The sequence below is a fragment of the uncultured Plantibacter sp. genome (genome assembly GCF_963518075.1).
In the GTDB taxonomy this organism is placed as follows: Bacteria; Actinomycetota; Actinomycetes; order Actinomycetales; family Microbacteriaceae; genus Plantibacter; species Plantibacter flavus_A.
This window is the reverse complement of the sequence record NZ_CAUQHZ010000025.1, coordinates 1-21,046: the sequence shown is the minus strand read 5'-3', so window position 1 is coordinate 21,046 and position 21,046 is coordinate 1. Positions and strand designations below refer to the sequence as shown.

Below are 21,046 nucleotides of genomic sequence, written 5' to 3'. Positions count from 1 at the left end.
GAACCGACCCGGCCGGTCTCACCGGTCGAGTAGGGCGGGAAGTTGTAGTGGTGCAGGTAGCGCTTCTTCGTGACGGGCGACAGCGAGTCGATCTGCTGCTCCATCTTGAGCATGTTCAGCGTGGTGACACCCAGGATCTGGGTCTCGCCGCGCTGGAAGATCGCGGAACCGTGGACGCGCGGGATGACCTGCACCTCGGCGTCGAGCGGACGGATGTCGGTCAGGCCACGGCCGTCGATGCGGATGCCCTCGCGGAGGACACGGCCGCGCATGACGACCTTCGAGACGGACTTGTACGCCGCCGAGAACTGCGTGAGCACCTCGGCGTCGAGCGAACCGGCCTCGACGCGCTCGGTGATCTCCGCCTTGACGCGGTCCTTGAGGGCGTCGTCGGCGTTCTGGCGCTCGATCTTGTCGGCGATCTGGTAGACGTTCACCAGTTCGTCGTGCGCGAGACCGGCGACGGTGTCGTAGCTCTCCTGCGTGTACGGGAGGAACACGGGGTAGGCCGCGATCTCCTTGGCCGCCTGAGCGGCGAGTTCGCTCTGCGCCTTGACGAGCTGCTTGAGGAACGGCTTGGAGGCCTCGAGACCGGCGGCGACGACCGCCTCGTCGGGCTTCGTTGCGCCGCCCTTGATGAGGTTCCAGCTGTTCTCGGTGGCCTCGGCCTCGACCATCATGATCGCGACGTCTTCGTTGCCGTTGGCGTCGGTCACGATGCGACCGGCGACGATGATGTCGAAGACGGCCTCCTCGAGCTGGTCGACCTTCGGGAAGGCGACCCACTGGTCGGCCTCGCCGGCCTGGCCGGGGATCAGCGCGAGACGGACGGCGCCGATCGGACCGGAGAACGGCAGACCCGAGATCTGGGTGGACATCGACGCCGCGTTGATCGCGAGGGCGTCGTAGAACTCACCCGGAGCGATCGAGAGGACGGTGATGACGATCTGGACCTCGTTGCGGAGGCCGGTGACGAACGACGGGCGCAGCGGCCGGTCGATGAGGCGGCAGACGAGGATCGCCTCGGTCGAGGGGCGACCCTCACGACGGAAGAACGAACCGGGGATCTTGCCGGCGGCGTAGGAGCGCTCCTCGACGTCCACCGTGAGGGGGAAGAAGTCGAAGTTGTCCTTCGGGTGCTTTCCGGCCGAGGTGGCCGAGAGGAGCATGGTCTCCTCGTCGAGGTACGCGGCGATCGCGCCCTGTGCCTGCTGCGCGAGGCGGCCGGCTTCGAACCGGACCGTGCGCTTGCCGAACTTGCCGTTGTCGAGAACGGCCTCGGCGAACTTGATTTCTGGACCTTCCACAGGTCTCTCCTTCGTACGTGTGCGCTCCCGTCGAGTGACGGGCCGCGCGTCCCGAATGGACGCGCCGTCGAGCGCGGTCGTGCATGATGCAGCGCGCAACACAGCCGCAGTACTTGCTCAAGCCGCCCGGTCTTCCGGGACTTGGCTGGCCACCAGTAGAACACCACCCGCGGATCGCGAGGGATACACCACCGAGGACCAGCTTCCTGTCGGCTGGCTGTGCGCGGAGCGGACCATCACGGTCCGCCGTCGGCCAGCCTAGCAGAGGGGGGTTCGGCGATCCCCGGAACGACACGGATCCTCAGGTGATGGGCGGGGTGCCGGGAGCGGCCGGAGACGCCGCGCGGCGGCGATCGCGTCCCCAGGACACGAGCAGGAGGAGCATCGCGACGGCCGCTCCGAGGAGGGTGTCGAGCACACGCTCCCCCACGATCGCGAGCACCGGCTGCTTCGACGAGGACGTGCTGATGATGAGCACGAGCGGCGTGATGAAGACGAGCGCCAACGCGTAGTGCCGGATGACGACGAGCTCGATCGTGAACTGCAGGGCGGCCAGCACGAGGGCGAGGACGTAGCCGTGCGGCTGGAGCGAGGCCACGGCGAGGAAGATCCCGGCGCCGACGACCGTCCCGAGCACGCGGTGCACGCCGCGTGTCGCGCTCAGGGTGCGCGAGTGCCCGACGCTGAGGATCGCGACGGCGGACCCGGCGATCCAGTACCCGTGACCGAGGCCGAGGACCGCTCCGAGGACCGCGCTGATCGCGAGCGCGACGGTGAGGCGTGTCGCGATCCGGCGGTCGGTCGCGCTCAGCCGGTACTCGGGGAACAGCACGCGCATCGGCGTCGGCTTCCCCGCGCCGCGGCGGACCGCCGGCACGAGCAACGGCGCGACGACCACCAGGAAGGCGAAGGCGGAACCGGCCGCCACAAGCAGGATGACCAGTCCGCCGTCGAGCCCGGCGCCGCCGATCGGGACGGGCGCGGTCAGGTGGCCGGCGATGCCGAACACGAGGATGAAGAACAGCGCGCCCGGAGGGCCGAGGACGATGCCCTGCACCAGCCAGATCACCACCGACCCGACGACGATGAGACCGGCCGCGGTCAGCGGCCGAGAACCCGACATCGTGACACCCAGCGCCGCGGCCGTGACGAGCCCTGCTCCGATGAGCGGCAGCACCCGCAGACGGTCCCGGCGGCTGAGCGGCGCGCAGTAGAGCGCGGTGAACGCCCCGAGGCCGGTGAGCAGGCCGAGCGGCGTGAGACCGAAGAACGTCGCGACCGCGACCGGCACGGCCATCGCTATCGCGGCGGTGAGGGCGGCCGGCCAGCGCTTGGGCGATGGCGCGAAGCTGATCAGCGAGGTCTTCAGACCGCGTTCAGCCATCCGGTCCTCCGCTCTCGTGCAACCATCCAACGCTACGCCATCCTGAGCCCGGTGCCCGGGCCCCGTCGTCGCGTGGGCCACCCCGGGCTACGCTGGTGCGGACCCCAGGAGGTGACGTTGACGCATCCCGCGCCGGCAGCCGCTCGCCCGAAGCAGCGCGTCCCGTTCTGGGACAACGCCCGTTTCGCGTGCATCACGCTCGTGGTCATGGGCCACGCGATCCAGCGCCTGACCTCCGAGTCCGACCCCGCGCTCGTCGTGTACCTGTTCCTCTACGCCTTCCACATGCCGGCGTTCGCCATCATCAGCGGGTACTTCTCGAAGTCGGCCCCTCCCGGACGACGACAGATGCGTCGGGTGATCACGGACATCCTCCTGCCCTACCTGATCATGGAGGGGATCTGGTCCCTCGTGCAGTTCCTCGTCGAGGGCAAACGCGCGTTCAACCCGACCCAACCGTCGTGGACCCTCTGGTTCCTCCTCGCGCTCGGCATCTTCCGCCTCGTCCTGCCCTATCTCGCGCTCCTGCGCTGGCCACTGCTCTGGAGCGTGGTGATCTCGATCGGCGTCGGCTACCTCGACAACGTCGACAGCACGTTCTCGCTCTCGCGCGCACTCGGGATCCTCCCGTTCTTCGTGCTCGGATGGCAGATCAACCGGTGGCGGCTCGTGGACCGCTGGCGTCTCGTCCGCACGAGGGCCTGGTGGATCCGGATCGCCGCCGCAGCCGTCCTCATCGCGTGGGCGGTCGTCCTCGTCGTCGGGATCGACCTGTGGCGCCGCATTGACCTGCGCTACTGGTTCTTCTACGACCGGGGGTACACCGCGCTCGGGAACGAGGACGGGACGGGCGGCCTGGTGCGACTCGCGGCGATCCTGCTGGCCGTCGTCCTCACCGCGGCGTTCTTCGTGCTCGTCCCCCGCGGCCAGTCCTGGATCACCCGGTACGGCCAGTCGACGATGTACGTCTACCTGCTGCACTCCTTCGTGCTCTACCCCCTGCGAGAATCGGGCGTCCTCACCGACACGGGCAACCCGGACCTCGTGCTCGTCGGCCTGCTGGTGCTGTCGGTCCTGATCGTCATCGTGCTCTCCAGCGGACCCGTGCGCCGCATCACGAGACCGCTCATCGAACCCCGCGCGGCGTTCATCTTCAGTCGCAAGCGGGCCTTCGACCCGGAGCCGCCGCGAAGCGACCCGACCGGATCCCGCCGCGACGTCACGAGGTGACGAGGACGACCTTCCCGCGGACGTGACCGTCGATGAGGTGGCGGTAGGCGTCGACGACCCGCTCGATGGGCCACACGCTGTCGATGGGGAGGACGATCTCACCCCGCGCGATCGACTCGCCGAGCGCGGCCAGCTCGTCGAGCGTCGCGTCCTGTCCGCCGACGCCGCGGAACCCGTGCTCGGCGGCGAAGGGTCGGTCCGCGATCGTGTTGACCCGCTCCGGCGCGACGCCGAGATCGCGCGCCAGCTCGAGGGTCGGCCGGCCGTGCGTGTCGATGACGGCGGTGATCCCGCCGGGGGCCGCCGCGAGGACACGCTCGCGCAGGCCGTCGCCGTACTGGACGGGGATGATGCCGAGACCGCGGAGGAACTCCTGGTTGGCCGCACCGGCGGTGCCGAGCACGACCGCGCCCGTCCGCCTGGCGAGCTGCGCCGCGAGCACGCCGACCCCGCCGGCCGCAGCACTCACGAGCACCGTGTCCGACTGCTGGACGCCGACGGCGGCCACCGACGCGATCGCCGCGCGTCCCGCGATGTCGAGGGCGCCGGCCTGCTCGATGGTGAGCCCGTCCGGCACGTGGTGGAGGATGCCGGCCGGAGCGATGAGGAAGTCCGCCTGCGCGTGGAACCGGTGTCCGCCGTACACGTGGTCGCCCGTCGTGAATCCCTGGACACCGCTCCCCACGCCGTCCACCACCCCGGCGAAGTCGTTGCCGTTCCCGCTCGGCACGTCCCGTCCGAAGGAGGCGAGCGCTTCGGGTGATGACGCGAGCTTGTGGTCGACGGGGTTGAGCCCTGCGACGAGGACACGGACTCGGACCTCGTCGTGGCCGGGCACCGGGATGTCGCCCTCGACGAGGTGGAACACCTCGGGGCCACCGAACCGGTCGAACCGCACGAACCTCGCCATGATGCCTCCTCCGCCGGCTTCCGCCGACCTCCATGCTCACACGCTTCCCGGGCGAGGACCACCCTGGCCGCAGCGGACGTCACGCGCCGTTCACCCGGCCGAGCGAGAATCACGGGCATGGCATGGGTCGATGAGCTGCAGACGGCGATCACGGCGTGGTTGCTCGAGATCGCCGCGTCGGGCTGGGTGTTCCCTGCGCTGTACCTGCTGACGGTCGCCGACGCCTTCCTGGTCGTCCTGCCGAGCGAGACCGCGGTGACCGCGCTCGGAGCGATCTCGGCGTCGAGCGGCTCGCCGGACCTCGCCCTCCTCATCGGCGTGGCTTGGGCGGGCGCCGTGACCGGCGACGTGTCCTGCTACCTCCTCGGTCGGCGGATCGGGACCACACGGTTCGCCTGGATGCGGCGCCCGCGGGTCGCGGCCGCGATCGGACGTGCGGGCGTCGCGCTCGAGCGCCGCGCCGCTGCAGCCATCCTCACCGCGCGCTACATCCCGTTCGCGCGCATCGCGGTCAACCTCGTCGCCGGTGCGAGTGGCCTCCGCCCACGCCGGTACCTCCCGATCACCGTCCTCGCAGGGCTCGCCTGGGCACTGTGGAACGTGGGCGTCGGAGCCGTCGTCGGCCGGTTCCTCCCGGATCAGCCGGTACTCGCGACCGCCGTGTCGATCGTCGTCGCGGTCGGCCTGGGCGTGGCCGTCGACCGGATCAGCGCCGCCCTGGCCGCACGACGGCGACGGACACGGGCCTCACTCGACGAGCTCGCCCCGCGCCTTCTTGCCGACGATGGAGTGCCGGCGGCTATAGGCGAAGTAGATGATGAAGCCGAGCGCCAGCCAGACGAGGAACCGCACCCAGGTGAGCGTCGTCAGGTTGAGCATGAGCCAGACGCAGAGCACCGCTGAGAGGATCGGGAGGAACGGCGACCACGGGACGCGGAACGCGCGCGGCAGCTTCGGGTACTTCTTCCGCAGCACGATCACGGCGATGCTGACGAGCACGAACGCGGAGAGCGTTCCGATGTTGATCATCTCCTCGAGGATGCCCACGTCGGTCAGGCCGGCGATCAGCGCGACGAGCGCGCCGACGATGAGCTGCACCCGCACAGGTGTCTTGCGCTTCTCGGAGGTGACACTGAGTGAGCGCGGGAGCAGGCCGTCGCGGCTCATGGCGAAGACCACGCGGGCGAGGCCGAGCAGGAGCACCATGATGACGGTCGTCAGGCCGGCGAGGATGCCGATCGAGATCACCTGCGCGGCCCAGTCCGCGCCGACCGCGATGAACGCCGTCGCGAGCGAGGGGTCCTCAGCCTCGGCGAGGGTCGTGTACGGCACCATGCCGGTGAGGACGAGGCTCACGCCGACGTAGAGGACGGTCACGATGGCGAGGCCACCGAAGATGCCGCGCGGCAGGTTGCGCTGCGGGTTCTTGACCTCCTCCGCGCTCGTGGCGACGACGTCGAACCCGATGAAGGCGAAGAAGACGAGTGAGGCACCGGCGAGCAGACCGAAGACGCCGTACTGCGCGGGCGCGGCCCCCGTCATGAAGGAGAACAGCGACTGCGACCAGGCGTCGGACGCCCCACCCTTCGTCGGGACCTCGTCGGGGATGAACGGCGTGTAGTTCGCCGCCTTGACGAAGAAGGCGCCGACGACGATGACGAAGATGACGATCGCGACCTTGATGATCGTGAAGACACTCGCGACACGCGAGGACAGCTTCGTCCCGAGGACGAGCAGGGTGGTGAAGATCGCGACGATGACGAACGCGCCCCAGCTGACCTTGAGCCCGAAGACGTCGAGCTCGCTCGGCACGTCCCAGCCCCAGAGCAGGAAGACGTTGCTGAGGTAGATGCCCCAGTACTTGGCGATGACGGCGGCCGCCGTGAGCATCTCCAGGATGAGGTCCCATCCGATGATCCACGCGAGGAGCTCACCGAGGGTGGCGTAGGTGAAGGTGTAGGCGGAGCCGGCGACGGGCACCGTGGAGGCGAACTCCGCGTAGCACATGATGGCGAGGGCACAGGTGACGGCCGCGAGGATGAAGGCGAGCGACACGGACGGGCCCGCGTAGTTGCCCGCAGCTTTGGCTCCCACGGAGAAGATGCCGGCGCCGACCGCGACCGCGACACCCATGATCATGAGGTCCCAGGTGCCGAGCGTGCGCTTCAGGCTGCGCCCTTCGACGCTGGAATCCGCGAGGGAGTCCTCGATGCTCTTCGTCCGCCAGATGCTCATGGTGCTCCTTGCCGTGGTGCGGTACTTCGTGGCCTCGCGCGAAGCCGACTCTCGACCTTGCCAGATGCGGGCCCCCTGGTCGAGTCACGGACGAGTTTTTCTGCAGCTGTGGGGTTCCCGGTGGAACACGAACGGGCCGTCATCCGAATGGATGACGGCCCGTCACGAAGAAGCTCGCGGTGTCAGCGCCCTTCGACAGGCTCAGGGACCGTGGGTCCGGTGAGTCGCCGGAGGGTTCAGAGCTGCTTGCCTAGCGGCGGAGTCCGAGGCGCTCGATCAGCGAGCGGTAGCGCTCGATGTCGACGGCCTGGAGGTAGCCGAGGAGGCGGCGACGCTGTCCGACCAGGAGCAGCAGACCACGACGCGAGTGGTGGTCGTGCTTGTGCTCCTTGAGGTGCTCGGTGAGGTCCTTGATGCGGCGGGTCATGACCGCCACCTGGACCTCGGGGGATCCGGTGTCACCTGGGTGGGTTGCGTACTCCTCGATGATCGCCTTCTTACGGTCTCCTTCAAGCGCCATAGTGGTGATCCCCTCTCTGTTCGTTGCGCGGTGCCCGTCGCCTGATGCGTGGGCTCTCTTGATCCGCGGCCGTTCGACGGCAACCTTGTGATTCTAGCAGGTTCAGAGCGAGGGAGGTTCGCGGTGCGTCGAGCGCCGCTTCGCGTTCGCCCGCGCCTCCGCCTCGGTGGCTGCGACCCGGCGCCGACGACGCAGCACGAGGATGAGGGCGAGCGCGATGAGGTCCAGAACCAGGAAGGCGAGGAGTAGCCAGACCCAGAGCGGAGGTCCGGCACCGGCGCTCGGCGCAGGCTCGGCCGCGGCCTCCGCCGCCTCGGCCGTCGTCGTGGAATCGTAGACGAGCCGGACCGGGTCGCCGAGCGTGGCCCCGCCGTCGGCGTTCGTCGACACGAGGGCGAGGGTGATGTCGTACTCCCCCGCGTCCGCTCCGCGGAGCCACTGGGTCATGTTGATCCTGGTGGACCATCCGCCGTCGCTGCCGATCTCGATCGGCTGCCCGTCGAAGCGGAACTCGGTCGCCCCCGTCCCGCCGGTGGACTGCAGGTCGCACGAGGCGTCGTCTGCCGTCGAGCTGCTGAAGCAGGCCTTCGCCGAGTCGTAGAGGTCGATCGAGCGCCAGTAGGACAGCACGACGTCGGCACCCGCGTCGGCGGTGCCGGTGACGTCGAATCCGCTCACCTGCTCGCCGTCCAGGGTGTAGTCGACGCGGTAGACGGTGTCGCCGTCGGTCGGGCTCTCGATCGTGCCGGTGCCGGCGGCCGACGCGGGAGCGGATGCGGCGAGCGGCAGGACGACGGATCCGGCGCCGAGCGACACCGCCACCACGGCGAGCGCCGCGGCACGAGCGGCACGCTGCAGCAGCGGACCGAGTCGACGCGCTCCGGGGATCACCTGGCCACCACTCCCTCCGGCGACGCCGGACGGCGACGCACGCCACCAGTATCCCAAAGTCCGGGGCGCCGAGCCTGGGAACGACGGAGGCGGGGACCGCACCAGGCGGTCCCCGCCCACATCGGGGCGGTCGGGCGGAGTCGTCCGATCAGGCCCCGAGACCACCGAGCAGCTCGGAGAACGGGCGGTCGAGCTCGAACGGGTCCTCCAGGCGCCCGGAACGGTCCGAGGCCGCCACAAGGGCACTCAACTCAGCGGCCGCACGGTCGATCCGCGCCGGCAGTGCGCCGACCTGCGCGTCGCCCGTCCCCCAGTCCTCGGAGGCCGCGAACACGGCGGTCGGCACGGTCACCGCCCGCAGGTAGGCGAACAGGGGACGCACGGCGTATTCGAGGGCGAGCGAGTGTCTGGCCGACCCACCCGTCGCACCGAGGACGATGGGCACCCCGGTCAGAGCGGTCGGCTCCACCACGTCGAAGAACGACTTGAACAAGCCGGAGTAGCTGGAGGAGAAGATCGGCGTCACGGCGATGACGCCGTCTGCGCCGGTCATGGCTTCGATCGCCTCGGACAACCGCGGACTGGGGAACCCGGTCAGCAGGTTGTTCGTGATGTCCTGAGCCAGGTCGCGCAGCTCGATCGACGTCGTCTCGACGTCATAGCCGTCCTGCTCGAGGTGAGCCACGGTGGCGTCGCGGAGTCGGTCGGCGAGGAGGCGCGTCGACGACGGCTGGCTGAGGCCGGCCGACACGACGGCGAGCGTGCGCTTCGCGGTCATCGGGTCGCCCCGACCGCCGCCGCGCCGAACGCCGAACCGGATGCGACCCGGCTCGTCTCGACCGCACCGGAGCGCGAAGCGAGTTCCGCCTCAGCGGCTGCGACCATCGACGCGTGCGTCGGCGCCTCCGGAACGTCGGCCGGACGGTCCTTCGCGAACTCCTTGCGCAGCACCGGCACGACCTCGCCGCCGAGGATCTCGAGCTGGTCGAGCACCGTCGCGAGCGGGAGCCCGGCGTGATCCATGAGGAACAGCTGACGCTGGTAGTCGCCGAAGTGTTCGCGCATCCCGGCGTACCGGTCGATGACCTGCTGCGGGCTGCCGACGGTGAGCGGCGTCTGCTCGGTGAAGTCCTCGAGCGTCGGCCCGTGACCGTAGACCGGGGCGTTGTCGAAGTACGGCCGGAACTGGGCGACGGCGTCCTGCGAGTTCTTCGCCATGAACGCCTGACCGCCGAGTCCGACGATCGCCTGCGCGGCCGTGCCGTGTCCGTAGTGCTCGAACCGCTGACGGTACAACTGGATGAGGCGCATGTAGTGCTCCTTCGGCCAGAAGATGTTGTTCGCGAAGAAGCCGTCGCCGTAGTAGGCCGCCTGCTCGGCGATCTCGGGGCTCCGGATGGAGCCGTGCCACACGAAGGGCGGCACGCCGTCGAGCGGTCGCGGTGTGGACTGGAAGCCCTGCAGCGGGGTGCGGAACTGGCCCTGCCAGTCGACGTAGTCCTCTCGCCACAGGCGGTGGAGCAACGCGTAGTTCTCGATGGCGAGGTTGATGCCCTCGCGGATGTCCTTGCCGAACCAGGGGTAGACGGGCCCCGTGTTGCCACGGCCCATGATGAGGTCGACCCGGCCGCTGGCCAGGTGCTGCAGCATGGCGTAGTCCTCGGCGATCTTCACCGGGTCGTTCGTGGTGATGAGCGTCGTGCTCGTCGAGAGGATGAGGTCCGTGGTCTTCGCAGCGATGTAGCCGAGCATGGTCGTGGGACTCGACGGGACGAAGGGCGGGTTGTGGTGCTCGCCGGTCGCGAAGACGTCGAGACCGACCTCCTCCGCCTTCACGGCGATCGCGACCATCGCCTCGATGCGCTCGTGCTCGGTGGGCGTGATCCCGGTGGTCGGGTCGGTGGTGACATCCCCCACCGTGAAGATTCCGAATTGCATCGTGCGCTCCCACTCGTTCTTTCATGCATTTGCATGGATATCAAGGACAACGGCGTTCACACCCGCGCTATTCCCGGCCCGTTCGGCATCCTGTCCACAGCGCGCCGCGCGAGCCGGACGCCGTGTCAGCGGGCTATGGCAGGATCACCGCATGAACGGCTCACCGAACCCTTCGTCCAGCACGCCGACACCCGCCTCTCGGCACGTGTGCGGCATCGTCCCGCCCTGGTTGCTCGAGCGCATCGCCGGACTCGACGCTCCGCAGCTCGCTCGCGCCGCCAGTGCCGCGCGGTACTCGCTGCTCGCCACGCGACCATACCGCTTCCCCGAGCCCGGGTCGGAGCGGGCCGCCGATCCCGTGCGCGGCGCGACGGCCGGCAAGCGTCCGGTCGGCACCCCGGAGCGCAGCATCCACGACGCCGAGGGCACCGAGACCCTCCCGGGCACGCTCGTCCGCTCGGAGGGCGAGCCCGCCACCACCGACGCTGCGGTCTCCGCCGCCTACGACGGCCTCGGCGACACCCACGCCCTCTTCGCCGAAGCCTTCGCACGCGACTCCATCGACGGTCGCGGGCTGCCCCTGCTCGCCACGGTGCACTACGGCGACGACTACGACAACGCGTTCTGGAACGGCGAGCAGATGGTCTTCGGCGACGGGGACGGGGAGGTCTTCCGCAGCTTCACGAGCTCCCTCAGCGTCATCGGCCACGAGCTGGCCCACGGGGTGACGCAGTACACGGCGAACCTCGTCTACGAGGGGCAGCCCGGAGCGCTCAACGAACACGTGTCCGACGTCTTCGGCGCCCTCGTCGAACAACACGCGCGTGGCGAGGACGCGGCATCGGCGTCCTGGCTCATCGGCGAAGGCCTCTTCACGGACGAGGTCGAGGGCAACGCTCTGCGTTCCATGCTCGCCCCGGGCACGGCCTACGACGACGACGTCCTCGGCAAGGACCCGCAGCCGGCGCACTTCGACGACTACATCGAGACGACCGACGACAACGGAGGCGTCCACCTCAACTCCGGCATCCCCAACCGGGCGTTCGCGACGCTCGCCGTAGCCCTCGGCGGCAATGCCTGGGAGCGCGCGGGGCTCATCTGGTACGACACCCTCGTCGGCGGCCTGTCGGAGCGCGCCGACTTCGCGACCTTCGCCGCGGCGACGATCGCGGCGGCCTCCGCCAGGTTCGGTGTGGACTCGGAGGAGCACACCGCGGTCGGGCAGGCATGGGCGCTCGTCGGTATCGAGCCGTCCGCCTGAGCGTCGTGGCAGCGCCCGGCCTCGCGGAGTAGCATCGCGGCATGAAGGTCACGGTGACGAGGAGCGGCGGTGTCGCCGGTCTCACCCGACGCTGGGAGGTCGTCGTCGACGAGCAGCCCGACGTCGACCGATGGATCGTCCTGCTCGACCGCCTCCCGTGGGACGACACCCCACAAGGACCACCGGTCCCGGATCGGTACGTCTACCGCATCCGATGCGCCCCCAAGGAGGCCACCCTCGGCGAGCAGCAGCTCACCGGTCCCTGGCAGGAACTCGTCGAACGGGTGCGCGCCGTCCAGCCGCCACGCGACTGACGATTCTTCGCCCGGCACGCGACCCCGACGGCGTCAGTGCTGCGGGAAGCGCTCCGCGAGCAGTTCGATCGTCCGCTCACGCGCGGGCGCCGAGTTCGACGGCGTGCCCTCCCGTGCCGACCCGACGGGCGACACCATGACCTCGTCGACACCGAAGCGGTCGGCGAGACCCTGCAGCTCCGCCGCAGCCTGGTCGGCGTCGCCGATGATCCAGGCAGCGCGCATCTGCTCGACGAAACCGAGCTCGAGATCGCTCTGCTCGGTCGCGGCGGCCTCTTCGACGGTCGCGATGGGTCCGAGCGGCTTGCCGGAACGCAGTCTCGCCATCTGCTGCAGGTTGGGGAGCGCCAACGCCTCCGCCTCGGCGGCCGTGTCGGCGACCACGGCGTTCGCGGTCAGGAAGGTGCGAGGCGCGTCGAGATGTGCGGACGGCTGGAAACTCGACCGGTAGAGCTCGAGGGCCCGAGCCGTCCCCTGGCCGGAGAAGTGGTGCGCGAAGACGTAGGGCAGTCCGAGTGCTGCGGCGAGCGCCGCCGAGTAGTCGCTCGAACCGAGCAACCACACGTCCGGCACGCTGCCGGCCTTCGGCGTCCCCCGCAGGGCGTACTCCTCGCCGGAGGTCATCCGCACGCTCGCACCGTCGACGCCGAGGAGGGCGACGATGTCCTGCACGTTGTTCGGGAACCGGTCGACGTCGCTCGTGTTGCCGGACTGGCGGAGCACGGCGGAGATGACCGGGTCGCTGCCCGGTGCCCGGCCGAGGCCGAGGTCGATGCGGCCGGGCGCGGAGGCCTCGAGGAGCGCGAACTGCTCGGCGACGACGAGCGGAGCGTGGTTCGGGAGCATCACACCGCCGGAGCCGACGCGGATCCGCTGCGTGGCGGCGGCCAGGATGCCGATGACGACCGCGGGGTTCGTCGATGCCACGGACGGCATGTTGTGGTGCTCGGCCACCCAATACCGGTGGTACCCCAGCTCGTCGGCGCGCTTCGCCAGGGCGATCGTCGCGGCGAGTGCCGCAGCCGTGTCCTGGTCGGTGCGGACGGGGATGAGATCCAGTATCGAGAGTCGCATGGTCACCTTTCGTCGCGCTGCCGAACGGCGACAGACGCATCAGGGTGCAGCGCTCGGACGGCCCGACATATTCCGCCTCGGCGACCGCAGTGGATTCCCAGGGCGATCCAAGCCAGATGCCACACCTGACGCGTACGCTGGACGCCCGCGACCGTGAAGGAGCACAGCATGGGATTCCTCGATCGACTGCTCGGACGCCCCGAGTCCGATGGACCTGTCCAGGCGACGGGCGGCGGGAGCCCGGCCTCGGCCCCCGCGCGGACGGAGGACGAGATCGCCGTCGAACGCTACCGCTACCTCCTGCGGACCGCACCGCCGGAGACCATCGAACAGGTCCACGAAGAGGCCTTCACGAAGCTCACCCCCGAGCAGCGGGGCATCCTGTACCGACAGCTGTCGGAGGGCGCTCCGACCGGTGAGGCACCGGCGGACGACTCCCCCAAGGCCCTCGCGCGTTCGGCCACCCGGGCCGAGGTGCGGCAGCCCGGGACCCTCGAGCGGAACCTCGGTCCGCAGGGCGGCGGTATGGGCTTCGGGGGGATGCTGGCCAGCTCGATGCTCGGCACCATCGCCGGTGTCGTGGTCGGTTCGGCCATCGCGCAGGCGTTCATTCCGGACACCGTCGGAACCGACGCCGCAGCCGACGCCGCAGCCGATTCCGGCACCGATCAGGGTGGCGCCGAGGCCGGGGCGGGAGACGGCGCGGCGACCGACACCTCCGCCGACGGCGGTGGCTGGGGTGACGGTGGATTCGGCGACTTCGGAGGCGGCGGCGACTTCGGAGGAGGCGGCGACTTCGGGTTCTGAGCCCCACCGTCACCCTCGGCGCGCCGACGCGCGTCCGTCAGCGCCGCTGACCACCCGCGGTTCGCGCCGGAGCGGCCGTCCGGAGCTCCACGGCCCGTTGGGCGAGCAGTTCGATGACCGCTTCGATCCGTGCATCCCGGTGCGCGTCGTCGGATCGCTCCACCCACGTCGCGAGTTCCCGCTGTGCGCTGTTCGGCAGGCCGCGGAAGAACGACAATCGACCGGCGTCGTCGATCGCCTCCTCGAGGTCCGGCCGCAGCCGCACCACCGTGCCGGTCGCCGAGAGCGGCGCGGCTCCCACATCAGCGTGTCTGCCCATGCGGCAACGGTAGTGGGTCGGGCGGCAGCCGTCGAGCAGCTCGATCCTGACCGGCCTCGGCCGGCCCCTGAGCCTTCAGGCGGTCAGGCGAGTTCCCACGAGGCGACCCCACCACCGACGACGACGAACACCGGGTGCGGCTGCGGTCGCCAGACCTTCGCCCATCGGGACGCGACGTCCGGGCTGCGTCCGAGCAGGTGCCGCCGCAGGTTGCCCCATTCGTAGTCGAGCTGGCCGTCGGTCACGATGAGTGGTTCCCGGAGGACGCCGGCGCCGACGACACGCGCACGGTCGAAGACGATGTCGCGCTCCTGCGCCTCGTCGGCGACACCGTTGAGGTAGGCCGCGATCGCCTCCAACGGTTCGTCGGCCTCGAGGAAGCGCTGGAGCTGCGGGTGTGCACGGAGGCTCGATCCTGGCTCCTGGAGAACCCGCTGGGCGATCAGCCCTTCACGCCAGGACGACGTCAGCGCCTGGGCGTCGAAGTACCGGGGATGGATCGACCAGAGACGCATGTCTCCATCCTGCCCGAGGGCGCTGACAACCGACTCCGGGCAGCCCCTGCCCCTCACCGTGGAGCCCTGCCGCGACGCGCGTAGGCTGAGGTGCATGTCTGAGCGCGCCACATCCCGTCGCCCGATGCCCCGGTGAGCGCTGCACCCGGATCCGGCCGTCGCGGGCTCCTCGTCGATCTGAGTCCGCTCCGGGAGAGTCCCGCCTTCGCCCGCCTGTGGATCGGCGGGGCGATCACCGGGATCGGCGGCCAGATGACCATCGTCGCCGTCGGCCTCCAGGTCTACGACCTCACCGCGTCGACGTTCGCCGTCTCGCTCGTGGGCGTCATCGCCCTCATCCCGATGATCTGCTTCGGGCTCTACGGCGGCATGCTCGCAGACGCGTTCGACCGACGCACGGTCGCCCTGACGGCCGCCGTGGTCACGTGGGTGTCCACGGCGATCATCGCGGTGCTCGCCTGGAGCGGCTCTGAGGTGGTCTGGCCGCTGTACCTCCTCACGACGATCAACGCCGTGTCGACGACCATCGTCGGGACGACGCGGCAGGCGATCCTCCCCCGGCTGCTGCCGGCCCGCCTCCTACCGTCCGCCGCGGCGTTGTCCGGCATCGCCGCGGGGGTCATGGTGACGGTCGGACCAGCACTCGCAGGCGTCCTCGTGGCCGGCGTCGGATTCCGCTGGACCTACACGATCGACGTCGTGCTGTTCGTCGCCGCCTTCCTCGGAATCGCGTCGCTGCCGAAGATCCTGCCCGAAGGCGGCGTCAGTCGACTTCCGGGCCTCGCGAGCCTGGTCGACGGCTGGACCTTCCTCCGGACGGCCCCCAACGTCCGGATGACCTTCATCGTCGACATCGTCGCGATGACGTTCGGCAACCCGCGGGTGCTCTACCCTGCCGTCGGCACCCTGTTGCTCGGCGGCGGGGCGATCACCGTCGGGGTCCTGACCGCGGCCGGCGCGGTCGGCACCCTGCTGTCGAGCCTCGTCTCCGGACGACTCGGCCGGATCGACCGTCAGGGCCGCGCCATCGAGCGGGCCATCATCGTCTACGGGCTCGCCATCGCCTCCTTCGGCGCGGTCCTCGCGTGGGTCACGTGCTCCGGAACGGCGACGCACGATGCCGCCGACGCGAACCTGCCCGCCATCGTGATCGCGGCGATCGCACTCGCCGTCGCCGGAGCAGCCGACAACATCAGCTCGATCTTCCGGATGACGATCCTCCAGGCGGCCGTGCCCGATGCCGTCCGAGGCCGGTTGCAGGGCGTCTTCACCGTCGTCGTGACCGGCGGACCCCGCGTCGGCGACCTCTACATCGGTCTCGCGGCTTCGGCCTTCGCGCTCTGGGTACCGGCGCTCGCCGGCGGACTCCTGGTCGTCGTGCTCGTCTGGACCCTCGTCCGCTTCCAGGGGGCCTTCCGCCGCTACGACGCGCGGACGCCGACCCCGTAGCGCCTAGGCGGGGGCCGTGGCGATCGAGAAGACGTCGCGACCGCTGAGCGAGGCTCGGCCGGGCAGTCCCTCGAGCTCGAGCACCAGTCCGAGCCCTGCCACCTCGTACCCGGCGCGCTCGATGAGGCTGACCGCCGCGCCGCAGCTGCCGCCCGTCGCGAGCACGTCGTCGAGGATGAGCACGCGCGTCCCGGCCGGCAGCTGCTCGGTGCGCAGCTCCAGGGCGGCGGCGCCGTACTCCAGGCCGTAGTCCTCGCGGAGCACCTCACCCGGCAGCTTGCCCGCCTTACGGATGGGGACGAGTCGGGTGTGGGTCGCGTACGCGACCGCCGCGGCCAGCAGGAACCCACGGGCTTCGACACCGGCGACGGCGTCGAAGCGCCCCTCGAAGCGCGACGCCAGCTCGTCGATGATCGCGCGGAAGGCGTCGGCGTCGGCGAAGACCGGCGTGAGGTCGCGGAACAGGATGCCGGGCGTCGGGAAATCTGGAATGGTCGCCGTCAGGCGGTCGACGTACTGGGTTGCGGTGGTCATGCGGTCCTCGTTCGGTCTGGGAGACATGCGACACCCCTCGCCTCCGCGACGCGTCGGTCGAGGGAGACGAGGGGTGACCTGCGGATGGTTACTTGACGCCCAGGAGGTCGATCACGAAGACGAGCGTCTGGCCCGAGAGCTGGTGGCCACTGCCGGCCGGGCCGTAGGCGAGCTCCGGTGGGACCGTGAGCTTGCGACGGCCGCCGACCTTCATGCCGGGGATGCCGTGCTGCCAGCCCTGGATGAGGTTGCGCAGCGGGAAGTTGATGGACTGCCCGCGGCTCCAGGAGGAGTCGAACTCCTCGCCGGAGTCGTAGCCGACGCCGAGGTAGTGGACGTCGACGGTCGAGGAGGCCTGGGCCTCGTCGCCCTCGCCGAGGAAGATGTCCTCGATGACGAGTTCGGTGGGGGCCGGGCCCGTGGGGGCGTCGACCTCGGGCTTGGTGCGTGCTGAATCGGTCATGAGTCCATCCAAGCAGTTCCGCCCGATCGGTTCACGCGGATTTCGCTGAGCGCGTGACGCTCTCGCCCCGACGTCGGGTGGGGTGGTCGTGGCGCTGCACCCGGTACTTGGGGGTTGCGGGCCGTGGCACCCGGGTGCATGCTGGATGGACAGACCAACTCATCGCCCGGGCGACTCGCAGGCATTGCCGCAGCACCGGGCGATGAGTCTGTCCGGGGCGGTCGCCCGAGGAGCCGTCTCGCATCCCGTTCCGTCGTGTCCGGGCCCCCGCAGCTCGGACCGGTATGTCCACAACGCCCGCGCCCGATGCGCCTGCGATACCGTAGACGGGTGAAGTTCGCCCATTTCGTCGCCACAGACCACCAGCCGAGTACCCCCGCAGAGCCGCGGGTCCGACTCGCCGTCATCAGCGACACCGGGGCGGTGTTCCTCGACGAGATCCTCGAGGACGCCCCGCGCGACCTCCAGGAGCTCATCGAACGCGGCCCGGCCGAGCTGGACCGTGTACGGAGCTTCGTCGAGACCTCGCTCGCCCACGGTGTCAGCGGAGAACCCCTCGACGGGCTCGTGCACGCGTCCGCGGTCCTCCGTCCGCCGACGATCCTCGCGGTCGGGCTCAACTACTCGGCGCACTCGCAGGAGCTCAACCTCAAGACCGACAACGCCCCCACCATCTTCGGCTTATGGGCCAACTCGCTCACCGGTCACGAGGGCACCACGAGCTGGCCCGCGGCGATCAGCGAGCAGGTGGACTATGAGGCGGAGCTCGGTGTCGTCATCGGCCGGGCCGCTCGCGACGTCGATGCGGCCGATGCGCTCGGCTACGTGTTCGGGTACACCGTCGTCAACGACATCACCGCCCGCAACATCCAGTATTCCGAGGCGCAGTGGTCGCGCTGCAAGTCCTTCGACGGGTTCACCCCGACCGGCCCGGTGGTCGTGACCGCGGACGAGATCCCCGACCCGCAGGACCTCCACATCTCGACTGTCCTCGACGGCGTGACGCTCCAGGACTCCTCGACCAGCCACATGGTCCGCAGCGTCGCGACGCTCATCGAACACTTGTCGGGCTCCGCGACCCTCCTGCCCGGAACACTCATCTCGACGGGCAGCCCGGGCGGCGCGGGATACTCGCGCGACCCGCAGGTCTTCCTGACCGACGGCGCGACGGTGACCGTGTCCGTCGAAGGCGTCGGTTCGCTCACGACGCACTGCACGGTTACCGCCGGGTAGCCCGTCCCTCACAGCACACGACGAAGCCGTCCGGACCCTGGTCCGGACGGCTTCGCTGTCTGCCACCGCGTCGGTCAGCGACTCGGGTCGGAGTCCGCGCCCGGGATCGGCAGATCGATGATCGGGATGGCCGAGGTGACGGCCTCGATCCCCGAGAGCCGCGCGGGCGAGAGCTGCTTCGTCACCTCGTCGCGCGTCATGAGGTTGGCCTCGACCACGAGGTCCGCGACGTTGCGGCCCGTGAGCAGCGCGGTCTTCGCGAGCGCCGCAGCCGACTGGTACCCGATGAACGGGGTCAGGGCGGTGATGACACCGACGGACGCGCCGACCATCACCTCGAGTCGTTCCTCGTTCGCCGTGATGCCGTCGATGCAGTTCACCCGCAGCGTCTTGCACGCCTGCGCCATCCAGACGATGCTCTGCAGCAGCGAGTGGGCGATGACCGGTTCGAAGGCGTTGAGCTGCAACTGCCCGGCCTCGGCCGCCATCGTGACCGTCATGTCGGCGCCGACGACGCTGAACGCCACCTGGTTCACGACCTCCGGGATGACCGGGTTGACCTTGCCCGGCATGATGCTCGATCCGGCCTGCCGTGGCGGCAGGTTGATCTCGCCGAGGCCGGCCTGCGGACCGCTCGACAGCAGACGGAGGTCGTTGCAGATCTTGGAGAGCTTGATGGCGCTCCGCTTCAGGGTGCCGCTGAACGACATGAACCCGCCGGCGTCGCTCGTCGATTCGATGAGGTCGGGAGCCGTCGTGAGCGTGAGGCCCGTGATCTGGTTGAGGTGACGGACGACGGCTTCCGCGTAGCGCGGGTCGGCGGTGATCCCCGTCCCGATCGCGGTGGCGCCGAGGTTGACCTCGGCGAGCAGCCAGAGGGTCTCGTGCAGACGGTCGTAGTCCTCGGTGAGCGTCGTCGCGAAGCCGTGGAACTCCTGTCCGAGGGTCATCGGGACGGCGTCCTGGAGCTGCGTGCGTCCGACCTTGAGGACGTGGGAGAACTCGGCGGACTTGGCGCTGCACGAGTCGCGCAGCAGACCGAGCTCCGTCAGGAGGAACTGCAGCGAGAACGCGAGCGCGATCTTGATCGAGGTCGGGTAGACGTCGTTGGTGGACTGCGACCGGTTGGTGTCGTCGAGCGGGTGCAGGTACTGGTATTCGCCCTTGGCGTGGCCGGCGAGCTCGAGCGCGATGTTCGTGATCACCTCGTTCGCGTTCATGTTCGTCGACGTGCCCGCACCGCCCTGGATCACGCCGACGAGGAACTCCTCGTGGAAGTCACCGTCGATGATGATCTGGCACGCGCGGTCGATGAGGTTCGCCTTCGCCGGGTCGAGGACCCCGATCTCGGCGTTCGCGCGGGCGGCGGCCTGCTTGACGCTCGCGATGGCGACGACGAGGTCGGGGTAGACGGAGATCGGACGCTTCGTGATGGGGAAGTTCTCGAGCGCGCGTGCCGTGTGGATGCCCCAGTACGCGTCGGCCGGGATCTCCATCGAACCGAGGGAATCCGACTCCGTCCGAGTCTCGTCGCTGTTCGTCCTGTCCGCCATGTCGTCGTCTGCTCCAAGGGTGGTGGGGATGCTGCTGCTGGTGGTGCTGATCGTCACTCGTGGCTCCGTTGCCTGGTGGGTGGATGTCCATTCCAGCGTAGCCGGGTGCGATCCCCGATGCCGCTGCGGTGTCTCGGACACGAGACGGTCCCGTGCCTGCGGTTCAGTGCCCGTGCGTCACCGCTTGCGCGAGAACGCCTCGAGCCGCTCGGCCGGGCTCAGGGCGGCCATGCGGTCGACGAACGCCGCGCTGAAGGTGTCGGCGGTGGTGTAGTCGCCGAGCGGCACCGTGGAGTGGGTGATGCGGTCGTCGTAGACGTGGACGAGGTTGAACGACTGACCGCCGAACATCCCGTTCACCTCCGACGACGGGCGTGAGAGGTTCATCGAATAGCAGCTCGCGCTCGCGACCTGGACGGGGATGCCCGCGAAGGTGCTCGAGGTGGAGTAGTGCAAGTGGCCGCCCAGGATGGCGCGCACGTCGCTCCCCCGCAGCACGGCCTCGAGCCGGTGCTGATCGCGGAGTTCGAGGATATCGAAGAACGGGATGCTCGAGGGCACCGGCGGGTGGTGCATGGCCAGGATGCTGCCGAGGGGCGCCGGGGTGGCCAGGACCGTCTGCAGCCACTCCAGCTGGCTGTCCTCCAGCTCGCCGTGATGCCAGCCCGGGACGGTCGAGTCGAGACCGATGACGCGCAGTCCGCCCAAGTCCCAGACGGCGTCGAGCGGCTGCTCCCCCGCCGGGAGGTCGAGCAGCTCCGTCCGCATGACCGAGCGCTCGTCGTGATTGCCCATGAGCCAGACGATCGTGGTACCGAGGCGCTCGGCGACGGGCTCGACGCGCTCGCGCAGGCGACGGTACGCGTCGGCCTCGCCGAGGTCGGCCAGGTCGCCCGTGAACACCATCGCGTCGGGCCGGAGCTGCATGCGCTCGATCTGGCGGAGGGCCTGCTCCAGGTTGGCCTGCACGTCGACCGCGTCGTAGAGGCGTCGGCCGTCGGCCAGGAGGTGCGGATCGCTGAGGTGGACGATGACCCGGCCGGGTGCCGGGTACTGACCGAATCGGACGTCGGAAGTCATGGCACGAGTCTAGGACGCACCCCCGACGG

Annotated in this window: 20 protein-coding genes and 2 pseudogenes; 7 read left to right on the top strand and 15 right to left on the bottom strand. The window is 69.7% G+C overall.

The genetic code is table 11. The features are described 5' to 3' along the window. A pseudogene (locus RWN05_RS17565) lies at positions 1-1,307 on the bottom strand (polyribonucleotide nucleotidyltransferase); the annotation flags it as partial. A gap of 301 nt (positions 1,308-1,608) precedes the next feature. Continuing rightward, entirely contained in the window at positions 1,609-2,691 is a 1,083-nt protein-coding gene (locus RWN05_RS17560; protein ID WP_071262325.1) for an FUSC family protein, read from the bottom strand. A 117-nt stretch (positions 2,692-2,808) separates the two neighbouring features. Here RWN05_RS17560 and RWN05_RS17555 point away from each other — a divergent pair, with 117 nt between their 5' ends. Then, positions 2,809-3,921, top strand: a complete 1,113-nt coding sequence (locus tag RWN05_RS17555) for an acyltransferase family protein (protein WP_314140541.1) — start codon at positions 2,809-2,811, stop codon at positions 3,919-3,921. Here RWN05_RS17555 and RWN05_RS17550 read toward each other — a convergent pair. Next, entirely contained in the window at positions 3,911-4,831 is a 921-nt protein-coding gene (locus RWN05_RS17550; protein WP_314140540.1) for an NADP-dependent oxidoreductase, read from the bottom strand. The genes RWN05_RS17555 and RWN05_RS17550 overlap by 11 nt on opposite strands. Before the next feature lie 117 nt (positions 4,832-4,948). Between RWN05_RS17550 and RWN05_RS17545 the strand changes: the two are divergent. Then, positions 4,949-5,434, top strand: a pseudogene (locus tag RWN05_RS17545) (DedA family protein); the annotation flags it as partial. Positions 5,435-5,578: 144 nt separating this feature from the next. Here RWN05_RS17545 and RWN05_RS17540 read toward each other — a convergent pair. From RWN05_RS17540 to RWN05_RS17520, 5 genes are all read right to left on the bottom strand, one after another. Then, complete coding sequence (locus RWN05_RS17540) at positions 5,579-7,066, bottom strand: amino acid permease (RefSeq protein ID WP_071262327.1); 1,488 nt, start codon at positions 7,064-7,066, stop codon at positions 5,579-5,581. 250 nt (positions 7,067-7,316) lie between these two features. After that, positions 7,317-7,586 (bottom strand): 30S ribosomal protein S15, encoded by a 270-nt coding sequence (gene rpsO, locus RWN05_RS17535; RefSeq protein WP_056012204.1) that lies wholly within the window; start codon positions 7,584-7,586, stop codon positions 7,317-7,319. A 102-nt stretch (positions 7,587-7,688) separates the two neighbouring features. Next, positions 7,689-8,534, bottom strand: coding sequence for a hypothetical protein (locus tag RWN05_RS17530; RefSeq protein WP_314140538.1), 846 nt, complete (start codon positions 8,532-8,534; stop codon positions 7,689-7,691). Between the two features lie 91 nt (positions 8,535-8,625). Then, positions 8,626-9,255 (bottom strand): FMN reductase, encoded by a 630-nt coding sequence (locus RWN05_RS17525; protein ID WP_314140537.1) that lies wholly within the window; start codon positions 9,253-9,255, stop codon positions 8,626-8,628. Further along, positions 9,252-10,415: an LLM class flavin-dependent oxidoreductase gene (locus tag RWN05_RS17520; protein ID WP_314140535.1), complete on the bottom strand. Its 1,164-nt coding sequence runs from the start codon at positions 10,413-10,415 to the stop codon at positions 9,252-9,254. Before RWN05_RS17520 ends, RWN05_RS17525 begins: the two co-directional genes overlap by 4 nt. 151 nt (positions 10,416-10,566) lie before the next feature. Here RWN05_RS17520 and RWN05_RS17515 point away from each other — a divergent pair, with 151 nt between their 5' ends. Together RWN05_RS17515 and RWN05_RS17510 are read left to right on the top strand one after the other, a co-directional pair. Further along, a complete protein-coding gene (locus tag RWN05_RS17515; protein ID WP_314140534.1) occupies positions 10,567-11,676 on the top strand; it encodes a M4 family metallopeptidase in 1,110 nt (369 codons plus the stop codon). 41 nt (positions 11,677-11,717) lie between these two features. Beyond that, positions 11,718-11,990 (top strand): protealysin inhibitor emfourin, encoded by a 273-nt coding sequence (locus RWN05_RS17510; protein ID WP_064294474.1) that lies wholly within the window; start codon positions 11,718-11,720, stop codon positions 11,988-11,990. A gap of 33 nt (positions 11,991-12,023) precedes the next feature. On the opposite strand, the gene RWN05_RS17505 is transcribed toward RWN05_RS17510, so the two are convergent. Further along, on the bottom strand, positions 12,024-13,064 hold the full coding sequence (locus RWN05_RS17505) for an LLM class flavin-dependent oxidoreductase (RefSeq protein ID WP_064294475.1): 1,041 nt from the start codon (positions 13,062-13,064) through the stop codon (positions 12,024-12,026). 168 nt (positions 13,065-13,232) lie between these two features. Here RWN05_RS17505 and RWN05_RS17500 point away from each other — a divergent pair, with 168 nt between their 5' ends. Continuing rightward, on the top strand, positions 13,233-13,871 hold the full coding sequence (locus RWN05_RS17500; RefSeq protein WP_314140532.1) for a hypothetical protein: 639 nt from the start codon (positions 13,233-13,235) through the stop codon (positions 13,869-13,871). Between the two features lie 37 nt (positions 13,872-13,908). On the opposite strand, the gene RWN05_RS17495 is transcribed toward RWN05_RS17500, so the two are convergent. After that, the gene (locus RWN05_RS17495; RefSeq protein WP_137243255.1) at positions 13,909-14,190 is read right to left on the bottom strand and encodes a YdeI/OmpD-associated family protein; all 282 of its coding nucleotides are present in this window, start codon (positions 14,188-14,190) and stop codon (positions 13,909-13,911) included. An 83-nt stretch (positions 14,191-14,273) separates the two neighbouring features. Beyond that, the gene (locus RWN05_RS17490) at positions 14,274-14,705 is read right to left on the bottom strand and encodes a pyrimidine dimer DNA glycosylase/endonuclease V (RefSeq protein ID WP_314140530.1); all 432 of its coding nucleotides are present in this window, start codon (positions 14,703-14,705) and stop codon (positions 14,274-14,276) included. 132 nt (positions 14,706-14,837) lie between these two features. Here RWN05_RS17490 and RWN05_RS17485 point away from each other — a divergent pair, with 132 nt between their 5' ends. Beyond that, on the top strand, positions 14,838-16,154 hold the full coding sequence (locus RWN05_RS17485) for an MFS transporter (RefSeq protein ID WP_314140528.1): 1,317 nt from the start codon (positions 14,838-14,840) through the stop codon (positions 16,152-16,154). A gap of 3 nt (positions 16,155-16,157) precedes the next feature. Here RWN05_RS17485 and RWN05_RS17480 read toward each other — a convergent pair whose 3' ends face one another. Together RWN05_RS17480 and RWN05_RS17475 are read right to left on the bottom strand one after the other, a co-directional pair. Then, complete coding sequence (locus RWN05_RS17480; protein WP_079002709.1) at positions 16,158-16,688, bottom strand: adenine phosphoribosyltransferase; 531 nt, start codon at positions 16,686-16,688, stop codon at positions 16,158-16,160. Between the two features lie 88 nt (positions 16,689-16,776). Then, complete coding sequence (locus RWN05_RS17475) at positions 16,777-17,151, bottom strand: FKBP-type peptidyl-prolyl cis-trans isomerase (protein WP_064294480.1); 375 nt, start codon at positions 17,149-17,151, stop codon at positions 16,777-16,779. Positions 17,152-17,481: 330 nt separating this feature from the next. Here RWN05_RS17475 and RWN05_RS17470 point away from each other — a divergent pair, with 330 nt between their 5' ends. After that, positions 17,482-18,384, top strand: coding sequence for a fumarylacetoacetate hydrolase family protein (locus tag RWN05_RS17470; RefSeq protein WP_370281973.1), 903 nt, complete (start codon positions 17,482-17,484; stop codon positions 18,382-18,384). 74 nt (positions 18,385-18,458) lie between these two features. Here RWN05_RS17470 and RWN05_RS17465 read toward each other — a convergent pair whose 3' ends face one another. Next, positions 18,459-19,937 (bottom strand): aspartate ammonia-lyase, encoded by a 1,479-nt coding sequence (locus RWN05_RS17465; protein ID WP_079003955.1) that lies wholly within the window; start codon positions 19,935-19,937, stop codon positions 18,459-18,461. A 177-nt stretch (positions 19,938-20,114) separates the two neighbouring features. Then, positions 20,115-21,017 carry a phosphodiesterase gene (locus RWN05_RS17460; protein WP_314140526.1) on the bottom strand — a complete coding sequence of 301 codons (903 nt, stop codon included), beginning with the start codon at positions 21,015-21,017 and terminating at the stop codon, positions 20,115-20,117. Positions 21,018-21,046 lie beyond the last annotated feature (29 nt).